General features: G+C 54.0%; 17 protein-coding genes. All 17 read right to left on the bottom strand.

The window, feature by feature from the left end:
* Window positions 1–3 precede the first annotated feature (3 nt).
* The 17 genes from rpsQ to Q0336_RS02320 all read right to left on the bottom strand — a co-directional run bounded on the left by rpsQ (window position 4) and on the right by Q0336_RS02320 (window position 15,105).
* The gene (gene rpsQ, locus Q0336_RS02240) at window positions 4–261 is read right to left on the bottom strand and encodes a 30S ribosomal protein S17 (protein ID WP_044114910.1); all 258 of its coding nucleotides are present in this window, start codon (window positions 259–261) and stop codon (window positions 4–6) included.
* Window positions 262–273: 12 nt separating this feature from the next.
* Window positions 274–471 carry a 50S ribosomal protein L29 gene (gene rpmC, locus Q0336_RS02245; protein ID WP_298525145.1) on the bottom strand — a complete coding sequence of 66 codons (198 nt, stop codon included), beginning with the start codon at window positions 469–471 and terminating at the stop codon, window positions 274–276.
* An 8-nt stretch (window positions 472–479) separates the two neighbouring features.
* Window positions 480–914, bottom strand: coding sequence for a 50S ribosomal protein L16 (rplP, locus tag Q0336_RS02250; RefSeq protein ID WP_009432248.1), 435 nt, complete (start codon window positions 912–914; stop codon window positions 480–482).
* Window positions 915–936: 22 nt separating this feature from the next.
* Window positions 937–1,686, bottom strand: a complete 750-nt coding sequence (gene rpsC / locus Q0336_RS02255; protein WP_298525148.1) for a 30S ribosomal protein S3 — start codon at window positions 1,684–1,686, stop codon at window positions 937–939.
* Between the two features lie 5 nt (window positions 1,687–1,691).
* On the bottom strand, window positions 1,692–2,096 hold the full coding sequence (rplV, locus tag Q0336_RS02260) for a 50S ribosomal protein L22 (RefSeq protein WP_021667377.1): 405 nt from the start codon (window positions 2,094–2,096) through the stop codon (window positions 1,692–1,694).
* Between the two features lie 43 nt (window positions 2,097–2,139).
* The gene (gene rpsS / locus Q0336_RS02265) at window positions 2,140–2,409 is read right to left on the bottom strand and encodes a 30S ribosomal protein S19 (protein WP_009432244.1); all 270 of its coding nucleotides are present in this window, start codon (window positions 2,407–2,409) and stop codon (window positions 2,140–2,142) included.
* A gap of 20 nt (window positions 2,410–2,429) precedes the next feature.
* On the bottom strand, window positions 2,430–3,254 hold the full coding sequence (gene rplB / locus Q0336_RS02270) for a 50S ribosomal protein L2 (protein WP_298525153.1): 825 nt from the start codon (window positions 3,252–3,254) through the stop codon (window positions 2,430–2,432).
* Window positions 3,255–3,262: 8 nt separating this feature from the next.
* Window positions 3,263–3,556 (bottom strand): 50S ribosomal protein L23, encoded by a 294-nt coding sequence (gene rplW, locus Q0336_RS02275; protein WP_021667379.1) that lies wholly within the window; start codon window positions 3,554–3,556, stop codon window positions 3,263–3,265.
* A 19-nt stretch (window positions 3,557–3,575) separates the two neighbouring features.
* On the bottom strand, window positions 3,576–4,205 hold the full coding sequence (gene rplD, locus Q0336_RS02280) for a 50S ribosomal protein L4 (protein WP_021667380.1): 630 nt from the start codon (window positions 4,203–4,205) through the stop codon (window positions 3,576–3,578).
* A complete protein-coding gene (gene rplC / locus Q0336_RS02285; protein ID WP_296958198.1) occupies window positions 4,206–4,826 on the bottom strand; it encodes a 50S ribosomal protein L3 in 621 nt (206 codons plus the stop codon).
* Between the two features lie 21 nt (window positions 4,827–4,847).
* Window positions 4,848–5,153 carry a 30S ribosomal protein S10 gene (gene rpsJ, locus Q0336_RS02290; RefSeq protein WP_005468099.1) on the bottom strand — a complete coding sequence of 102 codons (306 nt, stop codon included), beginning with the start codon at window positions 5,151–5,153 and terminating at the stop codon, window positions 4,848–4,850.
* Window positions 5,154–5,173: 20 nt separating this feature from the next.
* The gene (gene fusA / locus Q0336_RS02295) at window positions 5,174–7,297 is read right to left on the bottom strand and encodes an elongation factor G (RefSeq protein ID WP_298525158.1); all 2,124 of its coding nucleotides are present in this window, start codon (window positions 7,295–7,297) and stop codon (window positions 5,174–5,176) included.
* Window positions 7,298–7,318: 21 nt separating this feature from the next.
* On the bottom strand, window positions 7,319–7,795 hold the full coding sequence (gene rpsG, locus Q0336_RS02300) for a 30S ribosomal protein S7 (protein ID WP_298525162.1): 477 nt from the start codon (window positions 7,793–7,795) through the stop codon (window positions 7,319–7,321).
* 233 nt (window positions 7,796–8,028) lie between these two features.
* Complete coding sequence (rpsL, locus tag Q0336_RS02305; RefSeq protein WP_044125294.1) at window positions 8,029–8,433, bottom strand: 30S ribosomal protein S12; 405 nt, start codon at window positions 8,431–8,433, stop codon at window positions 8,029–8,031.
* A 583-nt stretch (window positions 8,434–9,016) separates the two neighbouring features.
* Window positions 9,017–9,700, bottom strand: coding sequence for a hypothetical protein (locus tag Q0336_RS02310; protein WP_298525165.1), 684 nt, complete (start codon window positions 9,698–9,700; stop codon window positions 9,017–9,019).
* 95 nt (window positions 9,701–9,795) lie between these two features.
* Complete coding sequence (locus tag Q0336_RS02315) at window positions 9,796–12,486, bottom strand: zinc-dependent metalloprotease (protein ID WP_298525168.1); 2,691 nt, start codon at window positions 12,484–12,486, stop codon at window positions 9,796–9,798.
* Between the two features lie 12 nt (window positions 12,487–12,498).
* On the bottom strand, window positions 12,499–15,105 hold the full coding sequence (locus Q0336_RS02320; RefSeq protein WP_298525171.1) for a zinc-dependent metalloprotease: 2,607 nt from the start codon (window positions 15,103–15,105) through the stop codon (window positions 12,499–12,501).
* Window positions 15,106–15,318 lie beyond the last annotated feature (213 nt).

Below are 15,318 nucleotides of genomic sequence, written 5' to 3' on the forward strand. Positions count from 1 at the left end.
ATACTACTTAGCTCTTTCGATAATATTGACTAATCTCCATCTCTTGGTACGGCTCAAAGGGCGAGTCTCCATGATACGGACAGTATCACCGATGTTGCACTCGTTCTTCTCGTCGTGAGCATGGTACTTCTTCGTCTTGTTGACGAACTTACCATAGATAGGGTGCTTTTCCTTCCACTTGACAGCGACCGTGATGGTCTTGTCCATCTTATTGGAAGAAACGACGCCTACACGTTCTTTTCTTAATCTTCTCTGTTCCATCGGGCGGACACATTAATTGTTGTTGAGTTCACGCTCACGAAGAATAGTCTTCATCTGAGCGATCGTGCGACGCATGCGGCGGAGCTCAGCAGGAGAATCTGCTGGGGTGACTGCATGGTCAATGCGCTTCTTGTCGTAAGCTGCCTCTTCGGCTACCACACGCTCCTGTAGCTCAGGCGTAGTGAGCGCCTTAATCTCTGCTAGTTTCATCTCTTCTATTACAGGTTAGTGTTAGACATATCGTAGTCACGACGGACGACGAACTTGGTAGTGACGGGGAGCTTCTGCGCAGCAAGGCGGAGCGCTTCCTTAGCGATCTCGAAGGAAACACCTTCGATCTCGAAGAGCATACGACCTGGCGTAACGTTGGCTACGAAGCCTTCAGGAGAACCCTTACCCTTACCCATTCGGACGTCGGCAGGCTTCTTGGTGATAGGCTTATCTGGGAAGATACGTACCCAGACCTGACCCTGACGCTGCATATAGCGAGTCACAGCGATACGAGCTGCTTCGATCTGACGACCAGTGATCCAGCGAGTGCCGAGTGACTTGATCCCGAAAGAACCGAAGGCGAGCTGGTTGCCGCGCTGGGCGTTACCCTTAGCGCGACCCTTCTGGACTCTTCTAAACTTAGTTTTCTTAGGTTGTAACATTGCTGTCTTCTGTTCTTATACGTTAGCGATTGCCTCCTCTTCTGCCACCACGACCATCACGACGGCTGTCACGACGATCACGGCCACCTTCACGGCGACCACCGTGACCTGGCTGAGGGTTGGTGAACGAAGGAGCTAGGTCACGCTTACCGTAGACTTCACCCTTGCAGATCCACACCTTGATACCGAGGATACCGACCTTGGTCAGAGCTTCAGCCTGAGCATAGTCGATGTCGGCACGGAGTGTGTGCAGTGGGGTACGTCCTTCCTTGTACATCTCGGAGCGAGCGATTTCAGCACCATTCAGACGACCAGAGATCTGTACCTTGATCCCTTCTGCTCCACCACGCATAGCAGCACCGATGGCACCCTTTACTGCGCGACGATAAGCGATCTTCCCTTCGAGCTGACGAGCGATGTTGTCAGCGACAATCGCAGCATCGATATCTGGACGACGAACTTCAAAGATGTTGATCTGAACATCCTTGTTGGTGATCTTCTTGAGCTCTTCCTTGAGCGTATCTACATCCTGGCCACCCTTACCGATCACGATGCCTGGACGTGCCGTGCAGATGGTGATGGTGACGTTCTTGAGAGCACGCTCGATGACGATACGAGAGACACTAGCCTTAGCCAGACGGACGCTGAGGTAGCGACGCAGGCGGCTATCTTCAAGAAGCTTGTCACCGTACTTACGACCGCCATACCAGTTGGAATCCCATCCACGGATGTATCCCAAACGACTGCTAATAGGATTAATCTTTTGTCCCATCTGGTTTAGTTCTCTTTATTGGTTAGTGAATCGACAAAGATCGTGACGTGGTTCGAACGCTTACGGATACGGTAGCCACGACCCTGAGGGGCGGGGCGCATACGCTTGAGCGTAGCAGCACCGTCGACGAAGATGCGAGAGATGTAGAGCTCACCATCTTCGGCCTTACGTCCATTCTTCTCTTCCCAGTTAGCGATAGCTGAGCGGAGGAGCTTTTCCACGCGAGCAGCGGCTTCCTTGTTAGAGAACTTGAGTACCCCGAGCGCACGACCTACTTCCATGCCACGCACGAGGTCAGCCACGAGACGCATCTTACGAGGCGAGGTGGGGACGTTGCGGAGCGAAGCGAAGTACGTAGACTTCAGGGCTTGCTTTCTTTCTTCGGCTGATATTTTCTTTCTTGCACCCATTGTTTCTTTTCTTACTTAAAGGTCTGAATTACTTCCAGCCGAATTACTTCTTCTTGTTACCGCCATGACCACGGAAGGTACGCGTAGGAGAGAATTCTCCGAGCTTGTGCCCTACCATGTTTTCGGTGATGAACACGGGGATGAACTTATTCCCGTTGTGTACGGCAATCGTATGACCGACGAAGTCAGGGCTGATCATCGAGGCGCGAGCCCAAGTCTTGATGACGACCTTCTTGCCAGATTCATTCATCGCCAAGACCTTCTTCTCGAGCTTCAGGTTGATATATGGACCTTTCTTTAATGAACGACTCATAATTCTTTTTGATTAATCAGTTACTTCTTACGTCTCTCGATGATGTACTTAGACGAGTGCTTCTTAGGAGCACGAGTCTTGAGACCCTTAGAGTAGAGACCCGTACGAGAGCGTGGGTGACCACCAGAAGCGCGGCCTTCACCACCACCCATTGGGTGATCTACAGGGTTCATGACGACACCTCGGTTGTGAGGACGACGACCGAGCCAACGGCTACGACCGGCCTTCCCTGAGCGCTCGAGGGCGTGGTCTGAGTTACCTACGGCACCGATGGTAGCCTTACAGGCGGAGAGGATACGACGAGTCTCTCCCGAAGGCATCTTGATGACAGCGTAGAGACCTTCGCGAGAAGTAAGCTGAGCGAAGACACCCGCAGAGCGGACCATCTTAGCTCCCTGACCTGGACGAAGCTCGATATTGTGAATGATCGTACCGACAGGGATGTTAGCCAGGGGAAGGCTGTTCCCTACCTCAGGAGCTGCTTCAGCACCTGACATCACTTGCTGACCTACCTGCAGGCCGTTAGGAGCGAGGATATAAGCCTTCGCACCGTCGGCGTAGTACAGCAGAGCGATACGAGCTGTACGATTTGGATCGTACTCGATGCTCTTGACCGTAGCAGGGATACCGTCCTTGCTTCTCTTGAAGTCGATAAGACGCAGCTTCTGCTTGTGACCACCACCGATGTAGCGCATGGTCATCTTACCGGTGTTGTTACGACCACCGGACTTCTTCTTACCTACGACAAGGGACTTCTCTGGTGCGCTGGCAGTGATGTTATCGAACGCACCAATAACCTTATGTCTTTGCCCCGGGGTAGTGGGCTTGAGTTTACGTATTGCCATTGTTGAACTTAGATGTTAGCGTAAAAGTCGATGGTCTGACCCTTTTCAAGTGTAACGACAGCCTTCTTAAACGCAGCGACCTTGCCACGGATGAGTCCACTCTTCGTATAGCGAGCCTTACGCTTACCGCTATAGTTCACGGTGTTTACACTTTCGACCTTTACATTGTACAGAGCCTCGACGGCCTTCTTGATCTCGATCTTGTTGGCATCAGGAGAGACGCGGAAGACGTAGCGCTCGGCAGTCTTCTCAGTCAGGGCAGTTGTCTTCTCCGTGATAACGGGCTTGATGATAATTCCCATGATTCAGTATCTCCTTTGATTATGCCTTAAACTGTTCGTTGATCACCGCTACAGCAGCCTCCGTCAGGACGAGCTTCTTGCAGTCAAGTACCGAGTAGGTATTGAGCTGGAAAGCGTTCATCACGCGAGCGGAAGGAAGGTTGCGGGAAGAGAGGACGAGGTTGTCCGAGAGAGCTTCGACGACGAAGAGCGCCTTCTGGTCAGCTACATGGAGTGCTTCAGAGAGAGCGACGAAGTCCTTCGTCTTAGGAGCAGCTAGCTCGAAGTTCTCGACGACGATGATCGCCTCAGAGGAAGCCTTGTAGCTCAGAGCAGAGCGACGGGCAAGAGCCTTGAGCTTCTTGTTGAGCTTGAAGCTGTAGTCACGTGGGGTAGGACCGAAGACACGACCACCACCTACGAGGACAGGAGAGTTGATATCCCCACGGCGAGCGCCGCCACCGCCCTTCTGACGGATCAGCTTGCGGGTACTCCCAGAGATCTCACTACGCTCCTTAGACTTGTGCGTACCCTGACGCTGGTTGGCCAGATATTGCTTTACGTCCAAGTAAATAGCGTGGTCGTTAGGCTGGATAGCGAAGATCGCATCATCGAGCGTGATCTTACGACCGGTATCTTCTCCCTTGATGTTATAGATGCTCAGTTCCATTTACTTTTCGATTGCAACGATTGAACCTTTAGCACCGGGCACGCTCCCCTTGATGAGCAGGAGGTTGTGCTCGGGCATTACCTTGATCACTTCGAGGTTCTGAACGGTGACACGTTCGTTACCCATCTGGCCCGCCATGCGAGTTCCCTTGAAGACCTTAGCTGGGTACGAACACGCACCGATAGACCCGGGAGCACGAAGACGGTTGTGCTGACCGTGCGTAGTCTGACCGACACCGCCGAAGCCGTGACGCTTGACTACACCCTGGAATCCCTTACCCTTGGACGTGCCGATTACATCGACGAAGACCGTCCCTTCGAAGAAATTCACGTCGATCACATCACCGAGATTGTACTGGCTGCAATCGAACCCCTTGAACTCGGCCAAGTGTCTCTTGGGAGCAACGCCAGCCTTCTGGAAGTGACCCTGAAGAGGCTTGGACGTGTGCTTTTCCTTAGCATCCACGAACCCAAGCTGAAGTGCTTCATAGCCATCCTTCTCAAGAGACTTGATCTGCGTCACCACGCAAGGACCTACTTCAATAACAGTGCATGGGATGTTCTTCCCCTCGGCACTGAATACGGATGTCATTCCGATTTTCTTTCCTAATAAACCTGGCATTTCAGTTTCTTATTTAGTTGATCACACCTTGATTTCTACTTCTACACCGCTGGGGAGCTCGAGCTTCATAAGCGCATCGATGGTCTCAGCCGTGGAGTTGTAGATATCGATGAGTCGCTTGTAGGAGCTAAGCTCGAACTGCTCGCGGCTCTTCTTGTTGACGAAGGTCGAGCGGTTCACCGTGAAGATACGCTTGTGCGTAGGCAGGGGAATTGGACCACTAACCACAGCACCAGAGGCCTTGACGGTCTTGACGATCTTCTCTGCCGACTTATCGAGCAGCGTATGATCGTACGACTTCAACTTAATTCTAATCTTTTGGCTCATATCTCTAGTTGTAATACTATTTACTTGATCAGATCTACACGACCACCTACTTCCTCAAGGACCTGACGAGCGATCGAAGAGGATACTGCTTCGTAGTGAGAGAAGGTCATCGACGAGGTAGCACGACCAGAAGTGATCGTACGGAGGCTCGTCACGTAACCGAACATCTCTGCCAGGGGCACCTTAGCCTTAACCAGGCGTGCACCCGAAGGCGTGCTGTCCATACCTTCTACCTGACCGCGACGCTTGTTGAGGTCACCGATCACATCACCCATGTTTTCTTCAGGCGTATCGACTTCGAGCCTCATGATAGGCTCGAGGAGAACGGGGCCTGCCTGAGCAGAAGCGTTCTTGAAGGCCTGAATAGCACAGATCTCGAAGGAGAGCTGGTCAGAGTCCACGGGGTGGAACGAACCGTCGAGAAGCGTAACCTTCAGCTTGTCGAGTGCATAACCAGCGAGGACACCGTTGGTCATAGCCTTCTGGAAGCCCTTCTGTACAGAGGGGATGAATTCCTTAGGCACGTTACCGCCCTTGACTTCGTCTACGAACTGCAGGTCGCCTTCGAAGCCTTCGTCAGCTGGTTCTACGCGTACGATGATATCAGCGAACTTACCACGACCCCCAGTCTGCTTCTTGTAGACTTCACGGAGTTCGACGGGCTTGGTGATAGCTTCCTTGTAAGAGACCTGAGGCTTACCCTGGTTAGCTTCGACCTTGAATTCGCGCTTCAGACGGTCGATGATGATCTCGAGGTGGAGCTCACCCATACCGCTGATGACAGTCTGACCTGTTTCTTCGTTGGTCTGAACACGGAAGGTTGGGTCTTCTTCAGCAAGCTTAGCAAGACCAACACCCATCTTGTCCATATCCTTCTGCGTCTTAGGCTCGACAGCGATACCGATAACGGGTTCGGGGAAGTCGATAGATTCGAGGACGATAGGAGCATCTTCAGCGCAGAGCGTGTCACCCGTACGGATGTCCTTGAAGCCTACACCTGCACCGATGTCACCGCAGCCGATGACTTCCATGGGGTTCTGCTTGCTGGAGTGCATCTGGAAGAGACGAGAGATACGTTCCTTCTTACCCGAGCGAGAGTTGTAGACATAAGAACCAGCCTGCAGCTCACCAGCGTAGACACGGAAGAAGCAGAGACGACCTACGTAGGGGTCGGTAGCGATCTTGAAGGCAAGAGCCGTCAGAGGAGAGCTGGGGTCGACCTTACGGACGATCTCCTTCTCGGAGTCGTTGGGGTCCGTCCCGACGATCTCAGGCGTATCCATTGGGCTGGGCAGGTAAGCTGCGACAGCATCAAGGAGCGTCTGTACACCCTTGTTCTTGAAGGAAGAACCGCAGAGCATAGGGTTGATCTTCATCGCAAGCGTACCCTTACGCAGGGCAGCACGGATTTCGTCTTCGGTGATCGTAGAAGGATCTTCGAAGTACTTCTCCATGAGGACATCGTCGCAGTCAGCGAGGGTCTCAAGCATCTTGTCACGCCACTCTTCGGCTTCAGCCTGCAGTTCAGCAGGGATGTCGATCGTGTCGTAGTGAGCACCCATCGTCTCGTCGTCCCAGACCAGAGCCTTCATCGTGACGAGGTCAACGACCCCACGGAAGGTTTCTTCCTGACCGACAGGGATCTGGATAGGACAAGGCGTAGCGCCGAGGACGGTCTTGATCTGGCGGACGACTTCGAAGAAGTTAGCACCAGAGCGGTCCATCTTATTTACGTAGCAGACACGGGGCACACGGTACTTGTCAGCCTGGCGCCATACCGTCTCACTCTGAGGCTGTACGCCACCTACTGCACAGAAGGTAGCGACGGCACCGTCGAGGATACGGAGCGAGCGCTCTACTTCGACCGTGAAGTCTACGTGCCCCGGAGTGTCGATCAGATTGATCTTGTACTTCGTGCCGGCGTAGTTCCAGAACGTCGTCGTAGCAGCAGAGGTGATCGTGATACCACGCTCCTGCTCCTGCTCCATCCAGTCCATCGTAGCACCCCCATCGTGTACTTCACCGATCTTATGCGTCAGACCGGTGTAGAAGAGGATACGTTCGGACGTAGTTGTCTTCCCGGCATCGATGTGGGCCATGATGCCGATATTTCTTGTTAGTTCGAGGTGTTTGTGGTCAGCCATTGTCTTTTGCTTGTCTTAGAATTAGAATCTGAAGTGAGCAAATGCACGGTTGGCTTCTGCCATGCGGTGCATATCTTCCTTGCGCTTGAAGGCAGCACCTTGGCTATTGAATGCATCCATGATCTCTGCTGCAAGCTTATCTGCCATGGTCTTACCACCACGCTTGCGAGCAAAGAGGATGAGATTCTTCATGGAGATAGATTCCTTACGCTCAGCGCGAATCTCCGTTGGCACCTGGAAGGTAGCACCACCGATACGGCGGCTCTTGACTTCTACCTGAGGAGTGATGTTATCGAGCGCAGCCTTCCAGATCTCCAGAGCAGACTTGTCTTCCTGCTGGATCTTCTTGCCTACGATCTCAAGCGCGGTGTAGAAGATATCGAAGGCGATATTCTTCTTACCGTCGTACATCAGGTGATTAACGAACTTCGTCACCTTTACGTCACCAAATACGGGATCAGGTAGTACCTGTCTCTTTTTGGGTTTAGCTTTTCTCATTGCTTAATGTAATTGCGTTTCTTTCGATTGGTTGTGCTTGGATCTTCTTCAACGCTCCCGCTGGAGCATTTACTCAACCTTGCTAGCCTATCCAACGAACTCAAGAAACTTGGTTCTATTGATTCTTAGCTTGCCTCTCATCTTAGCCCCTCTCGAGGCCAGAGCTAGTGAGGCTCTTGGGTCGGCGAGACTCCTCGTCTCTCCGGAGGGTTAGCGTTTACGCCGCTAGGGTCTTACTTCTTACCCTTAGCTGGAGCAGCCTGACCTGGCTTAGGACGCTTAGCACCATACTTAGAGCGGCGCTGCAGACGACCATTGACACCAGCTGTATCGAGCGAACCACGTACGATGTGGTAACGAACCCCTGGCAGGTCCTTCACACGACCACCACGTACCAGCACGATGCTGTGCTCCTGAAGGTTGTGACCTTCACCTGGGATGTAAGCGTTGACTTCCTTACCATTCGTCAGGCGGACACGAGCGACCTTACGCATCGCAGAGTTTGGCTTCTTAGGGGTCGTCGTGTACACACGCACACAGACACCTCGGCGTTGGGGGCAGGAGTCCAGAGCAGGGCTCTTACCCTTCTCGACGAGCGACTCACGTCCCTTTCTAACCAATTGTTGAATAGTTGGCATTTCGTTTCTACTTATGTTTGAATAACTTATCTACTGATTAGTAGCCACAGAGCATACTATAGGTATACTCCACGAAGTGCACAAAGGTACACATAATTCACGAATATACAATAGGATGCGTCTATTTTAGTCTCGACCTTCTATCTTCACCCCTCGGGGGAAGGCTTCTCCCCTACCCCTATCTTGCGCTTGCCTCTTTCGACTCAATGGAGCCTCAAGAAGCCCCAAGAAACAGTCCGAACTTCTGTCCAAACTCTACGAGCACTTTAACTTCCCTAGAGGCGCTACTAGCGCCACCCAAGAAGCAACAGTAGCACCTCCAAAGAGGCAACAGTAGCGCCTCCGACATCTCGCCTGCACCTCCTATTAGCCGAAATCTGCAAGAGCTCTTTTCTACTCCCACTGAACAGCTATTCCCCTCACAGAAGGCCCTTACCCTGAAGAGAGCGAGTGGCAAGTGAAGAAGGGGAAGGCAAGGCAGAGGAAAGGGAAGAGGGATGGGACAAAAGCAACTTCCCCGAGCGATGGAGGATATCACTCGGGGAAGGGGAAAGGCGGAGGGAGGGCTTCGTACGTGCCTTCTCTAGAGGGTCATACCTATATGTAGGGTGAGCCCCGTTGCCCTAAAGGGAGTGACCTCTCGGTCATGCAAAGAATGCTTGTCGAAGGCATTGCACACCGTGCCGATCCCAGCGCCACATGTGAAGCGCCAGATGTCCAGCCCTACTAACGCAGTACCGTAGAAACCAGAGATGCCATGCATCGGAGCAAAGCCATAGCCAGGACGCAGATCCACAAAGGGCTTAATCGGACCACGGACGGGGAGGTAAGCACGGAGATGCCCATAGACGGGGATCACCATATCTACCGTCTCGGTCATAGCATAGATGAAGCCAGAACCGATGCCGAGGAAGAGGCTTCGATTGAAGCGCGCTCCGTAGCTGGCGAACAGCCCTGCATGCTGGCGGTTAGAAGCTCCAAAAAGGTAACCTGCATCAAAGTGCCAGTCAAGGCGAGGTACACGAGGCTCTTCATAGAGGGAAGCTCGCCCCGTGGAGTACTCAATGCGCTCTAAGTCGGCATAGGGACAGATGAGGAGGGAGCCATCACTGAGACGGATCTTGACCTGCTTGTCTGGGAGTTCGTCGATGATCTGCCCATAGAGGACCGACCCGTTCTTGAGATAAATAGTGTCGTGCGTACGCTGAGCCTCGGCCAGACAGGCAAACATAAGGCACGCTATGAGGAAGAGGAGGAGACGTTTCATGGGAACAAAGTTAGCCTAGTCTACAAAACAAGTCCTCCCCTCACTCTACAAGAGAAATGAGGGGAGGACTTATCGCAAAGGAGCAGGCGGGATGCCTACTTCGTGATCTTCTCGAGCTTGCGCAGGAGCGTCTGGTAATGCATACGCAGACTTTCGCTCTTCGTGGAAGAGAGTGCCTTCTTCAGGAGAGCCTCAGCACGATACTGCAAGGGGAGATAGAGGTCACCCGTATTGTTGATCGCACCCGTGAAGAGGTCTGCAGGTTCGCCGTAGCTATTCCCGAAGTTGAGGAAGCCGACAGCATCCAGCTTCGCAAGGGGATCAGCCGAGTGATCGTGATCAAGCGAGCAGAAATGCTCACCACGGAGCTTGGGCAGAAGGGCGATGAAGTCTTCGTCCGTCATCCCTTCCGTGCGGACGGGTTCTCCCGCCTTAGCAAAGCCCGTAAGCTCTGCCAGCGTAAGCCCCGAGCGACCCGTGGTCTTATTCACAAGATCCTCGGTGTACGAAGTGACATAGCGCACGAAGTACTCCTGCAGCTGCTTCTCTGCAGCCGTGAGGTCTTCACGACCAGCCTCGGTCTTGGCGAAGACACGGGCATAGACATCATCGGCATACTCAAGGGGGGAGTACGACGTAGAGTCGAGGTAGTAGCTGACGTTGAGGTTCCCAATGTTACGGATCGCCATGGCACGCGTCATAGCTCCGAGGATGACATAGGGCGAAGTGCCTACCATGTCATTCATCGTGTGCTCTAGGGCTTCACTGCGAAGGCTATCGATGGTGAGTGCCTGATCGAGGAGCCACTTCGCAGAGGCCTTCTGTTGAGCCTTAGGTACTACCTTGTAGCGGGGAAGCCCAGAGGCTTCACTCGTCTGGTAGAGGTAGATCCCTGGGACATTGATGAAGACATTGGAGACGTAGCGCAGAGCCTGATTGGAGATACCATCATAGAGCGTAGCACGATGCTCCGCTTCTTCGTCACGGGGGAACCACTCAGCCAGATGCCCTAGGATGTACTTGAGGTTCTTCAGCCCCAGCGTACTAGCAGCGACGGGGTCATTCGAGAGATCCTCCTCGATGGACGAGGGGTCGTAGCGATGATCACCCATCTGCTGTACTCCGTAGCGATACTCAGGGTCGGCAGCATGCTTCTCGATGAGTTCGTTCAGCAAGCGAGCTTCCTCGATGATGTTACCCTTGGTCTCTGGGAAGTAGCGATAGGTCCAGTCGATGGCGTACTTATCATACGTACCGACGGTGGGCGGGTCGAGATTGAGACCACGATCCTCGGGCTGCGCCACATAGTTGAAGCGTGCGTAGTCCATGATCGACGGTGTAGTCCCGTGCTCGGCCGTGAAGGTAGCAGAGCGGAGGGAGTCGATGGAATAGGCAGCCGAAGAAGCCATGTTGTGCATGAAGCCAAGGGTGTGACCGATCTCATGCGCAATGACATACTTTAGGGACTTGACCATAAGCGTGTCGGGGAGCTTCATAGCACGCACCAGAGGATCGACCTGAGCCGTCTGGATGAAGCGCCAGTTGTTGTTGAGCTTCGAGACATCGCTCCAGACCAGCACCGATGCATTGATGATCTCACCGGAGCGAGGGTCTGCCCAGCTAGGACCCATAGCGTTCTCGGTAGCGATGGGCACGTAGCGGATGCAGTTATACTTGAGGTTGTCTGGGTCGAAGGTGGGATCGTCCGTGGGGAAGTCACGCACCTCGATGGCATCCTTGAAGCCAATGCCTTCGAAGGCCTTGTTCCAGCGCAGCGTCCCTTCCTTCATCGCAGCCTTCCATACAGGAGGGAAGGTATTCTCGACGTAGAAGACAATGGGCTTCTTGGGTCGAACGAGCTGACCCGCCTTGTAGGCAGCCTCATCAGAGGGCTCGAGTCGCCAACGCTTGACGAAGCGCACCGTCTCGATCTGCTTCGACTCGGGGTCATAAGCATTCTTCGAGATGTGGAAGACCCCGATACGCGTATCCGCTAGACGTGGAGTCATCGGCTGCTCAGGCAGACGAAGTATAGTGAAGGTAGCCCCGAGGGTGACGGGATAGTCCTTCAGCAGGCTCGCCCCTCCACGAGGGGAGGTGAGGGTGATGCGGTAGCTGCGATCGATCTTGATCGAGACATTATCCTCGAAGGACTTGATCTCACGGATGTAGCTGAGGTCACTCTGCAGATTCGACTCCACCTTGTAGGAGCCCATGCTCTTACCGATGAGGGGGAAGTACTTCTGATCCTGAGTGAAGAGCGAGGTCACATCGAAGACTACGGCGGACTTGTCCTTGTTCCAAGCCTTGATGGGGAACTTATACAGAGGCAGGTCCGTGTAGCTAGGAGCGAAGGTCGGACGAAGCTCCTTCTCCAGCTGCCCCATGAGGTAGGGCTCGGAGTTCACCGCCTCGAGCACGATGGCGCTGTCTCGCTGGGCGAAGCGCATGTGCACGGGGTTGGAGTTCTTGAAGCCGACCACCCCAAGCTGAGGATTGGAGATGGAGGAGAGGGTGAGTGCGACGAGGACTTCCTTGCCGATGGTCTTGACGGGAAGCTCGATGTAGAGCTTGTTGTCGGTCTTGTGCAGGGTGAGGAAGTCGCCCTTAGCCGAGACGATGGCCTTGTCGGTGAGGATCTTCTCGTAGGCACTCTTCTCGGGTGCCTTCTCCGTCTTGGGCTTCTTCTTTCGCTTGAGGAAGTCGAAGATACCCGCATGAGCCGTAGCAGGAGCCAGCGTGAGGCTAGCTGCGGCCAGTAGGAGTGCTATCTTTCTATTGATCATCTTCGGGTGGGTCTATTTCTTAGCATCAAGGAGCTTCTGAACCTTAAAGGCCAGGGTCTGGTAGTGAGCCTTGAGCACACGATCCGTGGTGGAGGCAGCACGCTGCTCGAGCAGAGGGCGTACCTTCAGAAGGGCAGCGTACATGTACTGCTCCGAGGTATCGAGGGCAGGGACATTGGCCATGGGGTAGATACTTGACGAGGGGTTGCCTCCGCCGTAACTAGCACGACTACCCTTGAGCGCCTCGCTATAATCCGTCGAGGAGGCTAGGTTGACGAGCTTACCACCCACAAGGGCAGGAGCGCTGGTGAAACCAGTGGGCATCCCTGGGGTCGCATTGCGGGGATTGACCGTAGCTGCTACCGACTTGTCGATGAAGGCTGCCTGCATGAGGCGCTCCATATGGTTAGGGCTCTTGCCTGCGATCGTCGAGGCGAAGACCGCCTGATAGAGATCATCGAAGTATTCGCCGAGGCTGTAGCTCTTGGAGTCGATCTGCGAAGCGATGATGATGCGGGAGCGCAGATCTAGGATGTCCTTGATGAGGTACTCGAGGATCTGTTCATAGTAGCTAATATCGAGGAAGCCCTTGCGCTCGAAGTTGCGGTCAGCGTAGTTCTGGAAGTCCTTTGCCTGGCGGAGGAGCCACTGGAAGGCTTCGCGCTGCTTCGCCTTCGGTACTACCTGATAGCGGGGCAGCCCCGTAGAGAGTCGGCTCTCTTGGCACACGACACCACCGACGAGGCTCATAGCATTCTTGAGGTGGAGATAGTAGCCCTGCACGATCGCTAGGTAAAGGCTCTTCTTCTTACGGCTATCGGGGTCGTTGGTGATCCACTTAGAGAGGTTGGACTGGATGAAGGCTAGGTTCTTCATCGCAAGATCAGCCGTCTTAATCGGATCATTCCCTAGGTCTTCCGTACGGACAGTAGGGTCTACGGCATAGCGCTGCTCGGGGGCATAGCGGAGATAAGGCTCGCGAGCACGCTTGTCTACACGGGCAAGAAGCTCCTTAGCTTCGGCTGCAGGGTCGCCCTGAAGATCGAAGTAACGATAGCCCCAGTCAATGGCAAAGAGGTCGTAGGCACCAAGCTGGTCGTTGATAAGGCGGACACCCTTGTCCGAGGGCTGAGCCAGATAGTTGTAGCTAGCCCCATCGAGGATCGAGGGAGCAAGGCCAGACTCCTTAGTGAACTTCGCCGAGCGGAGCTGGTCCGTGGTGTAGGCAGCAGAAGCAGCATAGTTGGGCAGGAGACCAAGCACCTTACCCATCTCTTGAGAGACGAGCTGAGAGAGCGATTCCTCGAAGAGGGCCTGCGGTAGACGTGAAGAGCGAACAGCAGGATCTACGGCAGCCGTAGCGATGAAGCGCTGCTTGTGCATGAGCGCCTCTACATTATTATATATAGTGAGGCTCCCGCTGAAGATCTCTCCCGTGCGAGGATCCGTCCAGTTCGAAGAAGCGACCGTCTCCTGGCTATTGGGGATGTAGCGAATGCACGAGTACTCAAGGTTGTCGGGATCGAACTGCTTATCATTCTTAGGGAAGTCGCGCACTTCGATGGCATTACGGAAGCCAGCGGCTTCGAAGGCCTTGTTCCAGCGGAGGACACCCTCACGGATAGGACGCTGCCAGCTAGCGGGGAAAGCGCTATCCAGATAGAAGACGATCTTCTTCTCGGGCTCAGAGAGCTGACCCTTAGCATAGGCCTTCTTATCCTTGGGGACGAGCTGCCAGCGGTGTGCCAGATAGACGGGCTCACTCTGGTCGAGGTAGTCGGGGAAGGACACCTTGCGTGTCGTCCGATAGCCAACACGAGCATCAGCGAAGCGAGGAATGGCCGTCGAAGCCTCCACGGGGAGGATCGTATAGGTCACCTCTGCCGTCAGAGGCATATCCTTAGCGACGGTGAGCACCCCCATGAGCGAAGCATTGACCGAGAAGTTCATCTCGACACGCACACTAGCGTTGGAGTCGAAGGACTTCAGCCCCTTGACAAAGGTGAGATTGCTTTTGCGAGAAGAGGTGATCTTGAAGGGTCCCTGTTGCGAAGGGATGATCTCGAAGAAGGGACTCGACTCTGTCACCAGCGAGTTGATCTTCAGGACGACTGTCGAGCTGTCTGCCTTGTACACCTCTGGGGTGAAGGACTCTACCGACTGATCGCGGTAGTTCAGCTCGAGGGCCTTCTGCAGCTCTGCCGAAGCATCGCGGCGGTAGACGATCGAGTTAGGAGCCTTCATGACGATGACGCTATCCTGCTTCTCGAGACGGAAGACGATAGGAGCGGAGTTCATCGTACCGACAGCTAGATAGTCGGGGTCGGTAGTAGAGGTGACCTTAGCGCCCATCATCAGCTCCTTGCCGAGGTACTTCGTAGGAAGCTCTAGATAGACACTACCATCGATCTTGTGGAGGGTGACGAACTTCCCTCGAGCAGTCTCGACCTTCTTGTCCTTGAAGAACTTCGTGTACTTGTCTTCTTTCTTCTCTTTCTTTTCCTTGGTGTCATCACCGAAGGCGCGAGAAGAGAGAGCTGAGGGGGCCGCAGCGAGGCCCAGTGATCCCGCAGCGATGGCAGTAGCCACGAGCAGGCATCGGATACAACTCTTGTGCATGGATGAGGATTATAGTGTGATTACTTTGTTCTGTGGCGGAGCAAGGAGGAGTCTTCGTAGGCGAAGAGCCATCGGGCAAGTACCTTCTTTATTCCCCTTCTTATTCTCCTAGCTCTCCTTTGCTATCTCCACCTCAGTCCCGAGGTGGATAGCGACCGAAGCCCCGTAGCCCTTCTCCTCATGGGAGTAGGCTACTGGGGCGACGGAGGAGCG

It is taken from the genome of uncultured Porphyromonas sp. (assembly GCF_938039215.1).
Classification (GTDB): domain Bacteria; phylum Bacteroidota; class Bacteroidia; order Bacteroidales; family Porphyromonadaceae; genus Porphyromonas.

Bases quoted from the DNA above. Each gene is read 5' to 3' on its own strand.
- rplV (WP_021667377.1), bottom strand. From the start codon at position 2,096: ATGGGTGCAAGAAAGAAAATATCAGCCGAAGAAAGAAAGCAAGCCCTG.
- rpsQ (WP_044114910.1), bottom strand. From the start codon at position 261: ATGGAACAGAGAAGATTAAGAAAAGAACGTGTAGGCGTCGTTTCTTCC.
- fusA (WP_298525158.1), bottom strand. From the start codon at position 7,297: ATGGCTGACCACAAACACCTCGAACTAACAAGAAATATCGGCATCATG.
- rplP (WP_009432248.1), bottom strand. From the start codon at position 914: ATGTTACAACCTAAGAAAACTAAGTTTAGAAGAGTCCAGAAGGGTCGC.
- rplB (WP_298525153.1), bottom strand. From the start codon at position 3,254: ATGGCAATACGTAAACTCAAGCCCACTACCCCGGGGCAAAGACATAAG.
- Q0336_RS02315 (WP_298525168.1), bottom strand. From the start codon at position 12,486: ATGATCAATAGAAAGATAGCACTCCTACTGGCCGCAGCTAGCCTCACG.
- rpsL (WP_044125294.1), bottom strand. From the start codon at position 8,433: ATGCCAACTATTCAACAATTGGTTAGAAAGGGACGTGAGTCGCTCGTC.
- rpsG (WP_298525162.1), bottom strand. From the start codon at position 7,795: ATGAGAAAAGCTAAACCCAAAAAGAGACAGGTACTACCTGATCCCGTA.
- rplD (WP_021667380.1), bottom strand. From the start codon at position 4,205: ATGGAACTGAGCATCTATAACATCAAGGGAGAAGATACCGGTCGTAAG.
- Q0336_RS02310 (WP_298525165.1), bottom strand. From the start codon at position 9,700: ATGAAACGTCTCCTCCTCTTCCTCATAGCGTGCCTTATGTTTGCCTGT.
- rpsC (WP_298525148.1), bottom strand. From the start codon at position 1,686: ATGGGACAAAAGATTAATCCTATTAGCAGTCGTTTGGGATACATCCGT.
- rplW (WP_021667379.1), bottom strand. From the start codon at position 3,556: ATGGGAATTATCATCAAGCCCGTTATCACGGAGAAGACAACTGCCCTG.
- rpsS (WP_009432244.1), bottom strand. From the start codon at position 2,409: ATGAGTCGTTCATTAAAGAAAGGTCCATATATCAACCTGAAGCTCGAG.
- rplC (WP_296958198.1), bottom strand. From the start codon at position 4,826: ATGCCAGGTTTATTAGGAAAGAAAATCGGAATGACATCCGTATTCAGT.
- Q0336_RS02320 (WP_298525171.1), bottom strand. From the start codon at position 15,105: ATGCACAAGAGTTGTATCCGATGCCTGCTCGTGGCTACTGCCATCGCT.
- rpsJ (WP_005468099.1), bottom strand. From the start codon at position 5,153: ATGAGCCAAAAGATTAGAATTAAGTTGAAGTCGTACGATCATACGCTG.
- rpmC (WP_298525145.1), bottom strand. From the start codon at position 471: ATGAAACTAGCAGAGATTAAGGCGCTCACTACGCCTGAGCTACAGGAG.